This window comes from Kitasatospora sp. CB01950, assembly GCF_001905465.1.
Taxonomy (GTDB): Bacteria; Actinomycetota; Actinomycetes; order Streptomycetales; family Streptomycetaceae; genus Kitasatospora.
The window spans coordinates 103,035-120,941 of the sequence record NZ_LISX01000001.1; the positions used below are offsets into that span (position 1 = coordinate 103,035).

14 protein-coding genes and 2 pseudogenes are annotated in these 17,907 nt (G+C 74.1%); 11 read left to right on the forward strand and 5 right to left on the reverse strand.

Features of this window, described 5'->3' with window-relative positions; genetic code table 11:
* Positions 1-266 precede the first annotated feature (266 nt).
* Positions 267-1,784 (forward strand): replicative DNA helicase, encoded by a 1,518-nt coding sequence (gene dnaB, locus AMK19_RS00455; protein ID WP_073808242.1) that lies wholly within the window; start codon positions 267-269, stop codon positions 1,782-1,784.
* A gap of 22 nt (positions 1,785-1,806) precedes the next feature.
* Here dnaB and AMK19_RS00460 read toward each other — a convergent pair whose 3' ends face one another.
* Complete coding sequence (locus AMK19_RS00460) at positions 1,807-3,018, reverse strand: GNAT family N-acetyltransferase (protein ID WP_073807138.1); 1,212 nt, start codon at positions 3,016-3,018, stop codon at positions 1,807-1,809.
* A 99-nt stretch (positions 3,019-3,117) separates the two neighbouring features.
* On the opposite strand from AMK19_RS00460, the gene AMK19_RS00465 reads away from it, so the two are divergent.
* Complete coding sequence (locus AMK19_RS00465) at positions 3,118-3,678, forward strand: HD domain-containing protein (RefSeq protein ID WP_143199996.1); 561 nt, start codon at positions 3,118-3,120, stop codon at positions 3,676-3,678.
* Here the strand turns inward: AMK19_RS00465 and manA are convergent.
* A complete protein-coding gene (gene manA / locus AMK19_RS00470) occupies positions 3,675-4,868 on the reverse strand; it encodes a mannose-6-phosphate isomerase, class I (RefSeq protein ID WP_073807141.1) in 1,194 nt (397 codons plus the stop codon). The genes AMK19_RS00465 and manA overlap by 4 nt on opposite strands.
* 212 nt (positions 4,869-5,080) lie before the next feature.
* Here manA and AMK19_RS00475 point away from each other — a divergent pair, with 212 nt between their 5' ends.
* From AMK19_RS00475 to AMK19_RS00490, 4 genes and pseudogenes are all read left to right on the forward strand, one after another.
* On the forward strand, positions 5,081-6,046 hold the full coding sequence (locus tag AMK19_RS00475) for an MBL fold metallo-hydrolase (RefSeq protein ID WP_073807142.1): 966 nt from the start codon (positions 5,081-5,083) through the stop codon (positions 6,044-6,046).
* A gap of 10 nt (positions 6,047-6,056) precedes the next feature.
* A pseudogene (gene mobA, locus AMK19_RS00480) lies at positions 6,057-6,614 on the forward strand (molybdenum cofactor guanylyltransferase); the annotation flags it as partial.
* A 297-nt stretch (positions 6,615-6,911) separates the two neighbouring features.
* Positions 6,912-7,178 carry a DUF6457 domain-containing protein gene (locus AMK19_RS00485; RefSeq protein ID WP_241844179.1) on the forward strand — a complete coding sequence of 89 codons (267 nt, stop codon included), beginning with the start codon at positions 6,912-6,914 and terminating at the stop codon, positions 7,176-7,178.
* 20 nt (positions 7,179-7,198) lie between these two features.
* On the forward strand, positions 7,199-8,395 hold the full coding sequence (locus tag AMK19_RS00490) for a molybdopterin molybdotransferase MoeA (protein ID WP_443134985.1): 1,197 nt from the start codon (positions 7,199-7,201) through the stop codon (positions 8,393-8,395).
* Between the two features lie 180 nt (positions 8,396-8,575).
* Here the strand turns inward: AMK19_RS00490 and AMK19_RS00495 are convergent, their stop codons facing one another.
* Positions 8,576-9,682 (reverse strand): potassium channel family protein, encoded by a 1,107-nt coding sequence (locus AMK19_RS00495; RefSeq protein WP_241844180.1) that lies wholly within the window; start codon positions 9,680-9,682, stop codon positions 8,576-8,578.
* A 151-nt stretch (positions 9,683-9,833) separates the two neighbouring features.
* Between AMK19_RS00495 and AMK19_RS00500 the strand changes: the two genes are divergently transcribed.
* From AMK19_RS00500 to AMK19_RS00520, 5 genes and pseudogenes are all read left to right on the forward strand, one after another.
* Positions 9,834-10,802, forward strand: coding sequence for an NAD(P)H-quinone oxidoreductase (locus tag AMK19_RS00500; RefSeq protein WP_073807147.1), 969 nt, complete (start codon positions 9,834-9,836; stop codon positions 10,800-10,802).
* A 118-nt stretch (positions 10,803-10,920) separates the two neighbouring features.
* A complete protein-coding gene (locus tag AMK19_RS00505) occupies positions 10,921-11,910 on the forward strand; it encodes a hypothetical protein (protein ID WP_073807148.1) in 990 nt (329 codons plus the stop codon).
* A gap of 88 nt (positions 11,911-11,998) precedes the next feature.
* Positions 11,999-12,610 (forward strand): bacterial proteasome activator family protein, encoded by a 612-nt coding sequence (locus AMK19_RS00510; protein WP_073807150.1) that lies wholly within the window; start codon positions 11,999-12,001, stop codon positions 12,608-12,610.
* Between the two features lie 89 nt (positions 12,611-12,699).
* A pseudogene (locus tag AMK19_RS37890) lies at positions 12,700-14,019 on the forward strand (protein kinase domain-containing protein); the annotation flags it as partial.
* 206 nt (positions 14,020-14,225) lie between these two features.
* A complete protein-coding gene (locus AMK19_RS00520) occupies positions 14,226-15,914 on the forward strand; it encodes a protein kinase domain-containing protein (RefSeq protein ID WP_073807153.1) in 1,689 nt (562 codons plus the stop codon).
* Positions 15,915-15,932: 18 nt separating this feature from the next.
* Here the strand turns inward: AMK19_RS00520 and AMK19_RS00525 are convergent, their stop codons facing one another.
* Both AMK19_RS00525 and AMK19_RS00530 read right to left on the reverse strand, forming a co-directional pair.
* The gene (locus tag AMK19_RS00525; protein WP_083646408.1) at positions 15,933-17,021 is read right to left on the reverse strand and encodes a phosphotransferase; all 1,089 of its coding nucleotides are present in this window, start codon (positions 17,019-17,021) and stop codon (positions 15,933-15,935) included.
* Positions 17,022-17,079: 58 nt separating this feature from the next.
* Positions 17,080-17,739, reverse strand: coding sequence for a response regulator (locus tag AMK19_RS00530; protein WP_073807155.1), 660 nt, complete (start codon positions 17,737-17,739; stop codon positions 17,080-17,082).
* Between the last annotated feature and the right edge of the window lie 168 nt (positions 17,740-17,907).

Genomic DNA, 17,907 nt, shown 5'->3' on the forward strand with positions numbered 1-17,907 from the left:
TGTGGATAACCGTCTTGGAGGAACCGCCCGGCCACCCGTACCGTGGCTCAGGACCAGACCCCCGGTACCGCGCGACACCGCCCCGCACACGGCCGGAACTGTCGGCTCGGTGGCGTATGAAGGACAGAGCGCCGCACCGGACAGGCCCGCACCAACTCGCACCAACCGCTGATCGGGGAACACGCGTGACCGGCCCCCAGTACGACGACCACGACGCCCCTCCGCCCCCGGAGGACGACTGGCAGCCGTCCGACGACGCCTTCCCGCTGGACGCCTTCCCCGACGTGCCCGGCGACCGCCTTCCCGTCACCCGCCGCTCGAACAACGCCGTCAACGGCTCCGGCGCGCAGGGCGGCGGCAAGGGCGAGCGCTTCGGCAAGGGCGACCGGTTCCCCGGCAAGGGCGAGCGGCGCGACCGGGACGGCGAGCGCGAGGGCGGCTTCGGCGGCGAGGGCTTCGAGCGCGTCCCCCCGCAGGACCTGGCGGCCGAGCAGTCGGTGCTGGGCGGCATGCTGCTCTCCAAGGACGCCATCGCCGACGTCGTCGAGGTGCTCAAGCCCGCCGACTACTACCGGCCCGCGCACGAGCTGATCCACGGCGCGATCCTCGACCTGTACGCCCGCGGCGAGCCCGCCGACCCGATCACCGTGGCCGGCGAGCTCACCAAGCGCGGCGAGTTGGTCCGCGTCGGCGGCGCCTCCTACCTGCACACCCTGGTCAACTCGGTGCCCACCGCGGCCAACGCCGAGTACTACGCCGAGATCGTCCACGAGCGCGCCGTGCTGCGTCGCCTGGTCGAGGCCGGCACCCGGATCGCCGGAATGGGCTACGCCGCCGAGGGCGATGTCGACGACATCGTCAACGCCGCGCAGGCCGAGATCTACGCCGTCACCGAGCAGCGCACCAACGAGGACTACGCCCCGCTCGCGGACATCATGGAGGGCGCCCTCGACGAGATCGAGGCGATCGGCTCCCGCTCCGGCCAAATGTCGGGCGTGCCCACCGGCTTCGCCGACTTCGACCAGCTCACCAACGGCCTGCACCCCGGCCAGATGATCGTCATCGCAGCCCGTCCCGCCATGGGCAAGTCCACGCTGGCGCTGGACTTCGCGCGGGCCTGCTCGATCCACAACAACCTGCCGAGCGTGATCTTCTCGCTCGAAATGGGCCGCAACGAGATCGCCATGCGTCTGCTCTCGGCGGAGGCGCGGGTGGCGCTGCACCACATGCGCTCCGGCAACATGACGGACGACGACTGGACGCGGGTGGCCCGGCGGATGCCCGAGGTGAGCGCCGCGCCGCTGTACATCGACGACTCGCCGAACCTGTCGATGATGGAGATCCGCGCCAAGTGCCGTCGGCTGAAGCAGCGCAACGACCTGCGCCTGGTGGTCATCGACTACCTGCAGCTGATGCAGTCCGGCGGTTCGCGGCGGGCCGAGAACCGCCAGCAGGAGGTCTCGGACATGTCCCGAAACCTGAAGCTGCTGGCGAAGGAGCTGGAGCTCCCGGTGATCGCGCTCTCCCAGCTGAACCGTGGCCCCGAGCAGCGCACCGACAAGAAGCCGATGGTCTCCGACCTGCGTGAGTCCGGCTCGATCGAGCAGGACGCCGACATGGTCATCCTGCTGCACCGCGAGGACGCCTACGAGAAGGAGTCCCCGCGGGCCGGCGAGGCGGACCTGATCGTGGCCAAGCACCGTAACGGCCCGACCGCCACCATCACCGTCGCGTTCCAGGGCCACTACTCGCGCTTCGTGGACATGACCCGCGACGTGACCTGACGGCCGGTCCGCCGGCGGGCCGTCAGAACCAGTGCAGGCAGTGCGGTTCGCGGTCGGCGCGGAACATGGCGTCGGCGCGGGCGGCCGCGTCCGGGTGGTGGGCGCGGATGTGGCCGGCCCGGACCAGCGTGCCGGGGGTGGTGCCGCCGAGGTAGATCGAGCCGAGGTCGCTGACGTCCATCGACAGGTCGGGCTCGCGGTCGGTGGGGGTGCACTCGGCGCGGCCGTCGGTGACGGTCAGCAGGTGGCGGGTGTGCTCGCCGAGGAACGGGTCGTCGACGTCGAGGACGAGTTCGCCGTCCGCGGACCAGCTGCGGGCGGTGAGGGCGCGCGGGATGTCGAGCAGCCGGACCCAGAGCCAGTCGGTGTCGTTGGTGACCGCGCCGGCGTTGAAGTCGGTCAGCTGCCAGCGCAGCGGGTTGCCGGGCGGGAAGTGCCGGAAGGCGACCTCGGTGACCAGGTCGTGGCCGAGCAGGCAGCGGGCCAGCGCGGCGTACGCGGCGTCGTCGAGGGTGATGATCTCGTCGACCAGCATGGCGAGCGAGTCGTCGAGGGAGTAGCTGGCGTACCCGTTCGGGGTGCCGTCGGCGTCCCGGTGGAGGGCGATGTACCGCTGGGTGGGCGCGGTCGGCGGGTGGCCGGCCTGGCGGGACCACCACCGGGGCGGGCGGGAGATCGCGCCGGGCTGGGTGCGGCGGTAGCGGTCGTAGATCTGCTCCACCAGCTCGCGGCAGTCGCCGAGCCGGAGCAGTTCGACCGTGCCGGCGGGCTCCTGGCCGGCCCGCGGCGGGGTGAGCGCGGCCCGGTGCCGGGGGACGGTCAGCTTCCGGGTGTAGGTGGCCGGCCCGTAGCCGAACCGTCGGTAGATCACCGCCTCGGAGGCCAGCAGCACCGCCATCAGCTCCCCGCGTTCGCGCAGGTCGGCGAGTTGACGGCGCTTCATCGCGGTGAGCACGCCCTGCCGCCGGTGGGTGGGCAGCACGCCGACGCAGGAGATCCCGGGCACCGGGACGGTCGCCCCGCCGGGCAGCGTCAGCTCGAAGGAGTACGCGCACGTGGTGCCGATCGGCCGCCCCTCGTCGGTGACGGCGAGCAGCCCGCGGTCGAGTTCGAGCGCGGACCACCAGACGCCGGTGCCGTCCTCGTTCGGCGGCGTCGGGTGCTTCCCGAACGCCGCGAACACGGTGTCGACGAAGACGTCGTGGTCCTTCTCGGTGGTGGAACGGATCTCCATGGCTGTGCTGTCTCCCTGCAGTCGCCGTTTCGGGGCCTCAGTGCATGCGGCCTGCGCGCCCCGGGTCAAGCGAATTTGCGACTGGTAGCCTCGCCCGTCGTGACGGATCGGAACGATCTGCGGCTGCGCCCGCTGCCCGACGAAGTGACGCTGCTGCTGGCCGAGTTGGCGGCGCCGCCGCGCCTGGTGGCGCACCTGCGGCTGGTGCACGACGTGGCGGTGCGGCTGGCGGACGGGGTGGCGGCGTACTGCCCGGGCCTGGCGTTCGACCGGGCGGCGGTGCTGTTCGGCGCGGCCACCCACGACATCGGGAAGACCGTGCACCGTGCGGAGCTGTCCGCCCCCGGGTCGGCGCACGAGCCGGCCGGCCGGGGCCTGCTGCTGGCGGCGGGCGTCCCCCCGGAGCTGGCCCGCTTCGCGGCCGGCCACGCGCAGTGGGGTCCGGACTCCGCCGTGGAGGACCTGCTGGTGTCGCTGGCCGACAAGGCCTGGAAGAACAGGCGCGTCCCGGACCTGGAGGACCTGCTGGTCACCGCGCCGGCCCGGGCCGGCGGCGGCGAGCGGTGGGAGGTGTTCCTCGCGCTGGACGAGCTGCTCACCGCGATCGGCGACGGCGCGGAGGAGCGCCTGGCGTACCAGGCGCTCTTCCCGACTGCCTAGGCCAGCGTGACGGTGCTGCGGAAGACGGCGGCGCCCGGGCCGGTCAGGGTGGTCGCGGCCCCGTTCGCCGGGAGGAACGCCGACTCGCCCCGGTGGAGCGTCAACGTCTGTCCGCCGGAGGCGAGTTCGACGGTTCCGCCGGTGCAGAGCAGGATCTGCGGGGCGTCGCCGGGCAGTACGACGGGCTGCTCGGCGAGGTCGTAGCGGGAGAGCCGGAACTCGTCGATCGGCACCGGGTACAGCCGCTCGCCGTCCGCGCCGGGCTCGGGGCGCATGATCTCGGGGCTGCCGCCGTGGAAGCCCACCACCTTGAGCAGCTCGGGGACGTCCACGTGCTTCGGGGTGAACCCGCAGCGCAGCACGTTGTCGGAGTTGGCCATGATCTCCACGCCGGTGCCGCGCAGGTAAGCGTGCGGCAGGCCGGCGCCGAGGTACAGCGCCTCGCCGGGCTGCAGGCGCACGTAGTTCAGCAGCAGGGCGGCGACCAGGCCGGCGTCGCCGGGGTACTCGGCGGCGGCGAAGGCGTAGCCGGCCAGCGCGCCGCTCGGGTCGGACGGGGCGGCGGCGGTGACGGCGCGGGCCACCGCGTCCACGGTGGCGCGGCCCTGCTCGTCGGTCAGCGCGAGCGCCTCGGCGAGCGCGCCGGACAGCGCCTCGGACTCCGGCTTGTTGCGCAGCAGGTCGATCAGCGGGTCGAGGCCGGGCACGTCGAGGGAGGCCATCAGGTCGGCCGCGTCGGCGGGCGTCCGGAAACCGCACAGGCCCTCGAACTCGCTGAGCGCGCAGATCAGTTCGGGCTTGTGGTTGTCGTCGCGGTAGTTGCGGTGCGGGGCGTCGACCGGGATGCCGCGGCGCTCCTCGTCGGCGTGGCCGGCCCGGGCCTCGGCGCGGGTGGGGTGGGCCTGGATGGACAGCGGGACGGCGGCGGCCAGCACCTTCACCAGGAACGGCAGGGTCGGCCCGAACTGCTCGACGGCGGCGGCGCCGAGCTCGGCCGCCGGGTCGGCGGCGATCACCCGGTCGAGCGGCACCGGGCCGTCGCCGCGGTCGATCACCGAGGGCGCGCCGGGGTGGGCTCCCATCCACAGTTCGGCCTGCGGCTCCCCGGTGGCGGCCCGCCCGAGCAGCGCGGGGATGGCGGTGGCCGACCCCCAGGCGTAGTCGCGGACGGTGTTGTCGAGCCGGTCCATCAAGTACTCCAAGATGCGTGCGGACGTGCGTGCGCTGGGGTGGCCGGTGCGCGAGGACCACCGACAATAGCTGACGTATCCGGCGGCCCGATGGTGCCCGGTGATCACTCTCCTGGGCGCGCCGACCCGGCATCGGAGGGGTGTTCCGGAGAGGGTGGACGGTGACCGGGCTCGATCGGGCCCGCCACCGAACACCGACCAGGGGAGCAGCCGTGACCGCGTCGTCGCCCGACGAGAGCGCCGAGGGCCGTGGGGCGGGTGCCGTGCCGCCGTTCCGCCCGCTGGAGGTCGAGGTCTTCACCGGCCCGGAGAGCGCGTTCTTCGCCACGTCGAGTCTGATCATGGGCGAGCGGACGGCGATCCTGGTGGACGCCCAGCTGACCCGCAGCGCGGGCCGGGAGCTCGCCGAGTGGATCGCGGGCAAGAACCGGCAGCTGCTGGCGATCGTCATCACCCACCAGCACCCCGACCACTACTTCGGCGCGGAGGAGGTGCTGCGGCTGTTCCCGGCCGCGCCGCTGCTCGCCGCGCCCTCGGTGGTGGACGGCATCCGGCAGACCGCGGCGGCGAAGGTCGCGCAGTGGAAGCCGGTGTACGGCGACGACATCCCCGACCGGCCGCTGCTGCCCGCCCCGCTGCTGCCGCAGCCGTTGATGATCGACGGGCAGCTGATCCGGGTGCTGCCGCTCGGCCAGGCCGACAGCGCGGGCTCCACGGCGGTGTACCTGCCGAGCGTCCGCACCGTGGTGGCGGGCGACTTCGTCTACAACGGCACCCACGTGTGGACGGCCGACACCGACCCGGCGGCCCGCGGCCGGTGGTCGCACAACCTGAGCCGGATCGCCGACCTGGGCGTCGACCGGGTGATCGCCGGCCACCGCGCCCCCGGCATGGACGACGCGGCGCACCGGGTGCTGGGCTTCACCGCCGAGTACCTGCGCGACTTCGACGAGGCGCTGGCCGACCACCCGCAGGACGCGGAGGCGCTGGCCACGGCGGTGAACGAGCGCTACGGCGGCCTGACCCTGCCGGCCATCCTGGAACTCGGCGCGGCGGCGAACGTCGCCCGGGCGATCGTGCCGGAGGAGGACAACGGGATCGTGGACGCGGAGATCGTCGAGGAGTCGGACGAGGACCGCGATGACTCGGCCGGGGGCGGGGCCGGCGACGACCGGTGATACTGCCCGGATGACGCAGTACGACGCGGTGGTCGTGGCCGGTGGGGCGGGGCGGCGGCTCGGTGGCGCGGACAAGCCGGCCCTGACGGTCGGCGGCCGTCCGCTGCTGGACCGGGTGCTGACGGCCTGTGCGGGGGCCCGGCGCATCCTGGTGGTCGGCCCCCGGCGGCCCACGGCGTGCGGTGGGGTGCACTGGCTGCGCGAGGACCCGCCGGGCGGCGGCCCGCTGGCGGCGGTGGCCGCCGCACTGCCGGAGGTGGCGGCGCCGCTGGTGCTGCTGCTGGCCGCCGACCTGCCGTTCCTGGGCGCGGCGACGGTCTCCCGGCTGCTCGACGCGGTCGGCGACGCGGACGGGGCCCTGCTGGTGGACGCCGAGGGCCGCGACCAGCCGCTGACGGGTGCGTACCGCACGGCCGCCCTGCGCGAGGCGCTCGCCGCGCAGGCCGACCCGACCGGCCGTCCGCTGCGCGCCCTCACCCGCGGCCTGACCCTGGCCCGGGTGCCCGACGAGGCGGGGGCGTCCTTCGACTGCGACACCCCGGAGGAACTGGCGGCGGCCCGCCGCCGGGCAGCGGGAGAATGCTGAGTGGACCTCGGGCTGCAGGCTGCTGCGCCGCGGTGGGCGGGTGGGCAGACGGAGGCGAACTGGGGGCTTGGGCGGCGAACGAGCGCCGGGGCGGTTGGCGGTGTTGCAGGCCAACGGCTCCCGTGCGTTCGTGGCTCCGCCCGGCGGGTGCGGGCCTGCCGGCTCGGCGGCGTGGTCGGTGCGGGGGGAGCGCCGGAGCTGGTGGGTACTCGTGAATGGGCGCGTGGCGCTGGTGGTGGAGGGGGCCCGCGGCAGGCGCGATCGGGCAGCATGGGCGTCATGGAGCGCACATTGGACGAGTGGATGGCCGTGGCCGCCGCCGAATTGGGGCTGGACCTGGCGGTGGACGTCCGGGGGCTGTTGGACATGACGCGGGTGGTGGCGCACGGGGTGGAGCGTCCGGCGGCGCCGTTGACGGCGTTCCTGGTGGGGTACGCGGCGGCGCTGAACGGCGGTGGGCCGGCCGCCGTGGCCGAGGCGTCCGCGAAGGCGACGGTGCTGGCGGAGCGGTGGGCCGCCGAGGCGGACGGCCCGGCGGAGCGGTGAGCGGCGGGGCGGTCGGCGAGGTGCGGACGTCCGCGCGCCCGGAGACGTTGCGCGGCTGCCCGTGGCCGCTGGCCCGGCGTGCCGCCGCGCTGGCGGTGGCGGGTCCGCTGCCGGTGGAGCGGGTGCCGTCGGCGGACGCGGTCGGCCGGACGCTCGCCGAGCCGTTGGCCGCGCTCACCGATCTGCCCGCCTTCGACACCTCGGCGATGGACGGCTGGGCGGTGGCGGGTCCGGGTCCGTGGCGGCTGTCGGGGCGGGTGCTGGCGGGCCAGGACTGTGCCCCGCTGGCGGACGGTGCGGCGGTGGAGATCGCCACCGGTGCCCAGCTGCCGCCGGGGGCCACCGGGGTGCTCCGCCGTGAGTACGGCCGGCTGGTCGAACTCCCGGACGGCACCGGACAGTTGTGCGGTGAGGTCGGCCCGGGCCAGGACGTCAGGCCGCGCGGCCAGGAGTGCCGTCGGGGCGAGGAGTTGCTGCCCGCCGGGCTGCCGGTGACCCCGGCGGTGCTCGGGCTGGCGGCTGCCGCCGGGCACGACCGGCTGGCCGTTCGGCGCCGTCCGACCGTCGAACTGCTGCTGCTGGGCGACGAGTTGCTGACCTCGGGGCTGCCCGCGCCGGGCCGGGTGCGGGACGCGCTGGGACCGTTGCTGCCACCGTGGCTGGCCGCGGCCGGGGCGGAACTGCTCGGCAGCCGCTACGTCCGGGACGACTTCGGGCTGCTGCGGGACGCGATCCGGCACTCGCCCGCCGATCTGGTGCTGACCACCGGCGGTACCGCCGCCGGGCCGGTGGACTTCCTGCACGCCGCGCTGGAAGCGACCGGCGGCCACCTGCTGGTGGACGGGGTCGCGGTGCGGCCCGGGCACCCGATGCTGCTGGCGGCGCTGCCCGGCGGCCGGTGCCTGGTGGGGCTGCCGGGCAATCCGCTGGCGGCCGTCGCGGGCACCGTCACGCTCGCGCTGCCGCTGCTGGACGCCCTGTCCGGGCGCGGCGCCGCCGTCGCGGCCGGGCCCACCGGGACGCTGGCCGCCGCACTGCCCGGCCACCCGGCGGACACCCGTCTGCACCCCGTCCGCCGCACCCCGGCCGGCCTCGTCCCGCTGCCGCACGACGGCCCGGCCATGCTCCGCGGCCTGGCCCGGGCGGAGGCGCTGGCCGTGGTGCCGCCCGGCGGTCTGCCGGCGGGGGAGCACGTCGAGGTCCTGCCCCTGCCCTGACCTGCCCGGACGTGATTCCGCCGTTGCGCCCTGCCCGGGCGGGTTCGTCCCGCCGGTGCACGGTGGTCCGGCGATGTCGCTGCGGACTGGGGGGTGTTCCACGTGGAACACCTGCCCGGCCCGGGCCGCGCATCCTTGCCGAACCCGGGCCGGGTGGGGTGTTCCACGTGGAACCGGGGGTCACTGGGGGACGGGTGCGCCGGGCTTGATGACGATCAGGCGGTCGGTGAGTTGGAGCACGGCCGCCTCCGGTTCGGTGTAGTTGAGCACGCGGCGGCCGCGGACCACGGCGACCACGAGGTCGGGCAGTTCGCGCGGGCTGCGGCCGGCTTCGGCCTTGGTGACGGGGCGTTCGGCGACGTCCAGGCCGTTGCCGTAGGTGAGCAGGTCCTCCATCACGGCGCCGGCGTTCGGGCTGAGCATCGACATGCCGAGCAGGCGGCCGGCGGAGCTGGAGGAGGTGACGACCACGTCGGCGCCGCTCTGTCGCAGCAGCGGGGCGTTCTCGTCCTCGCGGACGGCGGCGACCACGGTGGCGCCCCGGTTGAGCTGGCGGGCGGTCAGGGTGATCAGGGCGGCGGTGTCGTCGCGTTCGGGGGCGACCACCACCTGGGCGGCGCGGGGGAGCTCGGCGCGCATCAGGGTGGCGGTGCGGGTGGCATCGCCGAGGACGCCGACCAGGCCGTCGTGGGTGGCCTGGTCGATGGCGCGGGCCTGCGGGTCGACGACGATGATGGAGTCCTTCGGGACGCCCTGTCCGAGCAGGGTGTCCACGGCGCTGCGGCCCTTGGTTCCGTAGCCGATGACGACGGTGTGGTCCCGCACGGTGTGCCTCCAGCGTTCGATCCGCCACTGCAGGCGGGTGCGTTCGGTGAGCACTTCGAGAGTCGTGCCGACCAGGATGATCAGGAAGACCACGCGCAGCGGCGTGATCACGAAGATGTTGACCAGGCGGGCACTGTCGCTCACCGGAGTGATGTCGCCGTAGCCGGTGGTGGAGAGGGTGACGGTGGCGTAGTACGCCGAGTCGAGGAAGCTGACCGAGGTGTCCGCGTTGTCGTTGTAGCCGCCGCGATCCAGGTACACGATCAGCGTGGTGGCGACCAGCACGCCCAGCGCGAGCAGCAGGCGGAAGGCGACCTGCCGCGTCGGTGGGCGGGTTCGGCGGGCGGGCAGCGCGATCCGGCGGGCGGGGTCGGTGTCTTCGGCGCCCTGGTCCCGGAAGCGACTGAGTGTCAGCCGGGACGGCCGGGCGCCCTGGTCGGCGGGCGGATTGGAGTTCGGCACAGGCACAAGGATGAGGGGTGGAGGCGTCACCGGCCGACCCCGGGGGCGGAGTGTCGCCACCCTGTCCGGTACCGGCGGCAGCCCTTGACGGACTGCCGGTTGACGGCGGGGGGAGGGGGTGTCCGGTGGGCGGGGGCGTAGCGTGGCGGCCATGCGAGCCATCACGATTCCCGAGCCCGGCGGCCCCGAGCGGCTGGTGTGGGCCGAGGTTCCCGATCCTGTTCCGGCGGCCGGCGAGGTGCTGGTCGAGGTCGTCGCGACCGCGGTCAACCGGGCCGATCTGCTGCAGCGTCAGGGCTTCTACGATCCGCCGCCGGGCAGTTCGCCCTATCCGGGCCTGGAGTGCGCGGGCCGGATCTCCGCGCTCGGCCCGGGTGTTGCGGGCTGGGCGGTGGGCGACGAGGTGTGCGCGCTGCTGGCGGGCGGCGGCTACGCCCAGCAGGTGGCGGTGCCGGTCGGTCAACTGCTGCCGGTGCCGAAGGGGCTGACGCCGGCGCAGGCCGCCGCGCTGCCCGAGGTGGCGTGCACGGTGTGGTCGAACGTCTTCCAGGTCGCGCACCTGCGCCCCGGCGAGACGGTGCTGCTGCACGGTGGCGCCAGTGGCATCGGCACCATGGCGATCCAGTTGGCCAAGGCGGTCGGGGCGAGGGTCGCGGTCACCGCGGGCAGCCCGGAGAAGCTCGCCCGGTGCGCGGAACTCGGCGCGGACGTGCTGATCGACTACCGGCGGCAGGACTTCGTCGCCGAGCTTGCCGCGCTCGGCGGGGCCGACGTGATCCTCGACATCATGGGCGCCAAGTACCTGGAGCGGAACGTGGACGCCCTCGCCGTCAACGGCCGGCTGGTGGTGATCGGCATGCAGGGCGGCGTCAAGGCCGAGCTCAACCTGGCGACCCTGCTCCGCAAGCGGGCCGCCGTGGTCGCCACCAACCTGCGCGGGCGGCCGCTCGCGGAGAAGGCGGCGATCGTCGCTGCCGTCCGCGAGCACGTCTGGCCGCTGGTCGAGTCGGGTGTGGTCCGGCCGGTGGTGGACCGGGTCCTGCCGATCGCCGAGGCCGCCGAGGCGCACCGCGTGGTGGAGGCCGGCAGCCAGGTCGGGAAGGTCGTCCTGGAGGTGTGAGACCGGGGCCCGGGGCGGCGGAAATGCCCGAAATGCCCGGGTGTGTGAGGCTGGTCGAAAGCTGTTCCGCCTCCGCCCGCACCTCGTTGCGGGCGGCCGTCGGGAGGACCTGCTTTCCATGCTCGCTCGCCGCCGCCCCGTGCCCCCGGCCCCGCGCCGCACCCCCACCGCCCGCCCCGGCGCGCTGCTCCGCAGGGCCGCGTTGACCGGCCTGGCGCTGCCGCTGCTGCTGGCCGCCCCCGTCTTCGCCGTCGATCCGGCGGCCGATGCCCGTCAGCAGACCCAGGCGCAGGTGGACGCCGCCCGGCAGCAGGCCGGAGAGCAGTTCGACGCCGCGCGCGGGCAGGCCGAGGAGCAGCTCGGGCAGGCCGCCGCGTCGGGGCAGTCCGGGCAGCAGGCCGCGCCGACCGACGGCGCGATATCCGGGGCGGTCCCGACCGTCCCCGTACCGGTTCCGGTGCCCGCCGCTCCCAGCGCGACCCGGACGGCAGGCTCCCCGAGCCCCGCTCCCGTCGCACCGTCCGTGCCGTCCGTGCCGTCCGTGCCGTCCGTACCGTCCGTGTCGTCCCGGACACCGATACCCGTCGCCGCGCCGTCCGCGGCCGGCCCCGCGCCGAGCGAGCCCACTGCGGCCGCGTCGAAGCCGGAGCCGACGTCGGAGCCGAGCCCGAGGCCGGAGCCCTCGGCACAGCCCTCTGCCGAGCCCCCGGTGCGAGTGCCGAGCGAGGAACCGGCGGGCGGCCCGCCGCCCGGCCGGCCCGGGCGCGGGCACCACCACCGGCCAGCCGTGCCACCGGCACCGGCACCGTCACCGGCGCAGGCCCCGGCCCGGGTGCAGGCGGAGCCGTCCGTGGGGACAGCCGGACCGGATCAGGGGGCGCAGCGTGAGGGGGCGGCGGGGAGCGACGAGGACGCGGTCGAGCCGGCGGCGGGGGCGGGCGGGGACGATGCGGTGGTCGCGGGCGGTGCGCCGATGGCCGGCCCGGTGGTGCCGGTCGGCCCGCTGCGCCTGGGCGACCCGTCCGCGAAACAGCTGCCGTTGGGCGTCGGACTGGGCATGATCGGTCTGGGTCTCGGCCTGGTCGGAATGCGGCTGCGTCGGCGGTGAGGTCGCGCGACGCGGGTACCCGCAGGGTGGGACGATCCGGGGGCCAGGTCCGTTGACCTCCGCAATGGACGAAGCATATGAAGGAGCTATGACCAACCCGATGAACGAGCGGTCGCAGCAGGAGCCTCGCCAGACGTCGAGCGGGAAGTCCGAGGACGGCCCGACGGTGCTGATCGTCGGACCGGACGGCATGGCGGTGGGCACCGCCCCGGCCGGCGGGCTCGGCCGGGGTGGCGAGGACGACGAGCCGCGCGAGCTGCCGGTGACCGAGATGGTCGAGCAGCCCGCGAAGGTGATGCGGATCGGCAGCATGATCAAGCAGCTGCTGGAGGAAGTGCGGGCGGCGCCTCTGGACGAGGCGAGCCGGGCCCGGCTGAAGGACATTCACGCCAGCTCGATCAAGGAGCTGGAGCTGGGCCTGGCGCCGGAGCTGGTCGAGGAGTTGGAGCGGCTGTCGCTGCCGTTCGCCGAGGACAAGATCCCCACCGAGGCCGAACTGCGGATCGCGCAGGCGCAGTTGGTGGGCTGGCTGGAGGGCCTGTTCCACGGCATCCAGACCGCGCTGTTCGCCCAGCAGATGGCGGCGCGGGCGCAGTTGGAGCAGATGCGGCGGGCGCTGCCGCCCGGACTGCACGGTGCGGAGGGCGACTTGGACGAGCCGGGCCCGGGCCGCGGCATGCGGTCCGGTCCGTACCTCTAGCGGCTCTCAGGGGCCGCGCTGCGGCGCGGCCCCGAACCGCTACCCTGGCCCCTGTTCGGAAGTACCGGGCGCCGAGGGGGAGCTGGGACATGACTGAGGGCACCACCGAGGGCCACTCGCTCGGCCACGGCCGGTACGTGCTGCAGCGGTTGCTCGGACAGGGCGGCATGGCGGCCGTCCACCTCGCGTACGACACGGTGCTGGACCGTCAGGTCGCGGTGAAGACGCTGCACACCGAACTGGGCCGGGAGGCCTCGTTCAAGGAGCGGTTCCGGCGTGAGGCGCAGGCGGTGGCCCGGCTCCAGCACACCAACATCGTCTCGGTGTTCGACTCCGGTGAGGACGTCGGGCCGGACGGGACGGCGACGCCGTACATCGTCATGGAGTTCGTCGAGGGCCGTTCGCTGAAGGACGTGCTGGACGAGCAGGTGACCACCCGCGGCGCGATGCCGACCGAGCAGGCGCTGAAGATCACCGCGGCGGTGCTGTCGGCGCTGGAGGCCTCGCACGACCAGGGGCTGGTGCACCGCGACATCAAGCCGGCGAACGTGATGGTGTCCACCAAGGGCGTCGTCAAGGTGATGGACTTCGGCATCGCGCGCGCCCTGCAGTCCGGGGTGACGTCGATGACGCAGACCGGCATGGTGGTCGGCACCCCGCAGTACCTGTCGCCGGAGCAGGCCCTCGGCAAGAGCGTGGACGCCCGGTCCGACCTGTACTCGGTGGGCTGCATGCTGTTCGAGCTGCTCAGCGGGCAGCTGCCGTTCGACGGCGACTCGGCGTTCTCGATCGCGTACAAGCACGTGCAGGAGACCCCGCCGGCCCCGTCCACGCTGAACGGGACGGTCACGCCCGCAGTGGACGCGCTGGTGGCGCAGGCGCTGCGCAAGGACCCGGCGCACCGGTTCCCGACGGCGGAGGCGATGCGCGAGGAGGTCGAGCGGGTCGCGGCGGGGGAGCAGGGCAACACGCCGCTGCAGGCGTCCACCCCGCTGGTGATCGGCGAGGGCCCGCGGTCGGTGCACGCCGCGCCGTCGCTGACCAACTTCCCGCCGGTGAGCGGCACCCTGGGCACCCCGCCGCCGCACATGCCGCCGCAGCCGTACCCGCCGGCGCCCGGGCCGCACACGCCGCCGCCGCACACCCCGCCGCCGTACGCGCAGACGCCGCAGCCGTTCCCGCAGGCTCCGCAGACGCCGCAGCCGTTCCCGCAGCCGCCGCCGCAGTTCCAGAAGGGCTTCCCGCAGGCCACGCCGCCGCCGTTCCCGCAGCAGCCGTTCCCGCCGCAGCCGATGCCGGGCCCGCCGATGCCGTACCCGCCGCCGCCGAACAACAGCAATGGCTGTTCGACCGCACTGATCGTGGTCGGTGTGATCGTCGGTGTGATCGTTCTTGCGATCATCATCGTGGCGATCGCGGTGGCCAGCGCCTCCTCGGGCAACTCGACCTTCTGAGTCCGCCGGCCCGAACTCGGCCCCGGAGCAGGCTCGCAGCGCCCGCTGTGAGCCCCGCACACGCCGTCCCGTGCCACGTCGACGGGCGCGAGGCGGTAGCGTTCTGAGGACGGAACCGACAGGGCGAACGCGTGCCGAGCGAATGCCCGGGGCGAGGAGCGATGGGTCAGAGCGAACGACCGGACGACGGCCGGGCGGACCACCGGGACGTCCCTGCGCAGTACGGGCGGGACGAGGGCGACGGCCGGGCCCGCGAGGTCACCGGCCCCACCGAGGTGCTCCCGGTCGGGTCGGCAACTCCCGGTCGGGGCAACGCGGTTCCCTTCTCCACCGTCGGGGACGGCCGCTACCGGCTGACCGGGCGGCTGGGCCGCGGTGGCATGGCCGAGGTGTTCGCCGCGCAGGATCTTCGACTGGGCCGCACGGTGGCCGTCAAGCTGCTGCGCTCCGAACTCGCCGAGGACGACACCGCCCGGCTGCGCTTCACCCGCGAGGCACACTCGGTCGCCGCGCTCAACCACCACGCGATCGTGGCGGTCTACGACACCGGCGAGGAGCAGCAGGCCGAGGAGTCGACCCCGTACATCGTGATGGAGCTGGTCGAGGGCCGCACCGTCCGCGAGCTGCTGGTGGCCGAGGAGGCGCCGCCGGTCGACCAGGCGCTGATCATCACCGCCGGGGTGCTGGAGGCGCTGGCCTACAGCCACCAGCACGGCATCGTGCACCGGGACATCAAGCCCGCCAACGTGATCATCACCAACGGCGGCGCGGTCAAGGTGATGGACTTCGGCATCGCCCGGGCGCTGACCGGCGCGGCCACCACCATGACGCAGACCGGCATGGTGATGGGCACCCCGCAGTACCTGTCGCCGGAGCAGGCCCTCGGCAAGGCCGTCGACCACCGCTCCGACCTGTACGCGGCCGGCTGCATGCTGTACGAACTGCTCACCCTGCGGCCGCCGTTCGTCGGCGAGACCCCGCTCGCGGTGGTGTACCAGCACGTCCAGGACGCGCCGGTGCCGCCGTCCCGGGTGAACGACCGGGTGCCGCCGCAGCTGGACGCGCTGGTGCTGCGGGCGCTGGAGAAGAACCCGGACGACCGCTTCCAGAGCGCCGACGAGTTCCGGGCGCACGTGCAGCACGCGCTGCGGCAGCTGCACGGCGCGGTCGCCGCGGGGTACGCGGCCGATGCGGCGGGCCTGGCGGCCAACGGCTGGGACAGCACCCCGCCGGCCGGCTCCGCCGCGCCGACCGAGGCGTTCGGTGCGGTCGGCTCCCCGACCGCCCGGACCGAGGCCCTGCCGTACCCGATGGCCTCGGGCTACCAGACGCCCGCGCACCCGTACCCGGGCGTGGGCGGCGGCAACGGCGGCAGCCACGACGGCGAAGGCGACGGCCCGGACGAGCGGCCGCGCCGCAACCCGTGGGGCTGGGTGCTGGGCGCGGTCGCCCTGGTGCTGGCCGCCACCATCGGGGTGGCGCTGGCGCTGACCGCCAACCACGGCGACCCGTCCAACGACCAGGATCCGAAGCTGCCGGCGACCTCCACCGGCAGCCCGTCCTCCGGCGAGCAGACCGAGCACCCCACCACCGTCCCACCGACGAAGGGCCAGGGCACCGGCCGCCAGACGGATGCGCCGAGCTGGTCTCCGTCCGCCAGCGCCTCCGCCTCGGCCAGCCCGTCGGCGTCCGCCTCGGCCAGCCCCTCGCACTCGACGAAGCCCTCGCCGTCGGCGAGCGCGTCCGGCGACAAGAGCTCGCCGCCGGCCAGCCCGAGCGAGGGCACCGGGGTGTCGCCCAAGCCGACCACCAGCCTGCCCGGCGGGGTGACCCAGCCGCTGACCGGCTGACCGGGGGCCGCGGGCAGGTCAGTTCGCGAACGCGTCCATGACCTGCTCGTAGTCCTGGCACCACCAGGTGAGCTGCCCGGCGGCGGCCGGGAACAGCGGGTCTGCCCGGTGGTCGCGGCGCTGGTAGCGCCACTGCAGCATCCACAGGTCGTTCAGCCGCTCCCACCACACCCGGTGGACCGCGGCGGCGACCTGTTCGGCGCTGGCGGCCCCGGTGGCCCGGTAGGCGCGCGCCCAGTGCCGGACCCGGACCAGGTCGAGGACGCCGGTGGCGCGGTCGTTGAACAGCAGCGTGGCGGCCCGCACGGCCTCCTCGGCGACCGGGTGCGGGGCGAGCTTGTCCCAGTCCAGGACGGCGCTGACGGTGTCGCCCCGGTAGAGCACGTTCAGGCCGTGGAAGTCGCCGTGGGTCCAGCCGGTGGGCGGCGCGTCGGTCGGTCCGGGGCGGCGGCGCCGGTGCGTGGCGAGCAGGTCCAGCCGTTCGGTCAGGCGGTCCTCGGCGAGCCGGTCGAACGGTCCGTAGGGGCGGTGCGTCCGGGCCAGCCCGCGCAGTTCGAGGACGATCCGCTCGGTCTCCTCGACCTCGGCGCTGAGCACCGCTTCGGGCTGGCGCAGCGGGGCGCAGATGTCGCGGAGTGCGCCGTGCAGTGCTCCCAGGAGGCCGCCGAGTTCGCCGCACCGGGCGGGGTCGAGTTCGGTGCCGTGGCGGTGGCTTCCGGGCACCCACGGGTAGAGCGCGAACAGCCGGCCGCCGTACGCGGTGACGGTCCGGTTGTCCGCGCTGGGGAGCGGCGGCGGTACCGGAAGGCCGAGGGCGGCGAGTGCGGCGGTGGCGCGGTGCTGGCGGAGGACGGTCGTCCGGTTGGCCGTGGCGCGGTCGACGTAGCACTTCAGGAAGTACGTCGCGCCGTCGGTGGCCGAGATCCGGTAGCCGCGGTTGAGCAGTCCTTCCGCCACCGGCGCCACCGTCTCGGGCGGTGCGGTGCGGTAGGCGCGCAGGACCCCGGACACCGCGGCGTGCGCGACCGGGGGGCTGAGGGTGCCGATGGGAGGAGCGGTGGCGTCCGGGCGGGCCGGCGCGAGGGAGAGGGTCTGACCGTACGTCACGGAGCAGAGCGTATTACTCGGCGTGATAGCGACTTGACAGAGAGTGTTCGGTGTGATCTCAGTGCTGCTGGTCCGTCCGGCGGCGCGCGACGTACGCGGCGACCTGGGTCCGGCGCTCCATGCCCATCTTCGCCAGCAGGCTGCTGACGTAGTTTTTTACGGTTTTCTCGGCCAGGTGCAGTTCATTGCCGATCTGCCGATTCGTCATCCCCTCGCCGATCAGATCCAGGATGCGGCGCTCCTGTTTCGTCAACTGCGCGATTCGTTCGTCCTCCTTCTCGCCACCGTCGCGGAGCCGGGCCAGCACCCTGCTGGTGGCGACCGGGTCGAGCAGGGATTTGCCGGCCGCGACATCGCGCACCGCGGAGAGCAGGTCGGTGCCGCGGATCGCTTTCAGGACATATCCCGAGGCGCCCGCCATGATCGAGTCGAACAGCGCCTCGTCGTCGGAGAACGAGGTGAGCATCAGGCATTTCACCGACGGGTGCTGCGAGCGGATCTCCCGGCACACCTCGACGCCGTTCCCGTCGGGGAGTCGGACGTCCAGCACCGCCACGTCGGGGTGGACCACCGGAATCCGGTTCAGCGCCTCGGCGGCCGTGCCGGCCTCGCCGACGACCTCGATGTCGCCGTCCATCGAGAGCAGGTCGTGCACGCCTCTTCGGACCACTTCGTGATCATCGAGGAGAAACACCCTGATATGTCCGTTATCTGTCATTTGCAAAGCGTCGCACAAATCGATGGGCGTTACCCCCTTTCGCAGCGGGCCGTGCCCGGATACCGTGCGCTGGTGTCCTGACCGGAAGGTAAGCCCCGTCACATCGGCGGTTTCCCCGACCGGAGAACAACTAGGACGTCCTAGCGCAAGAGCGCCAAGGGGTGCCGC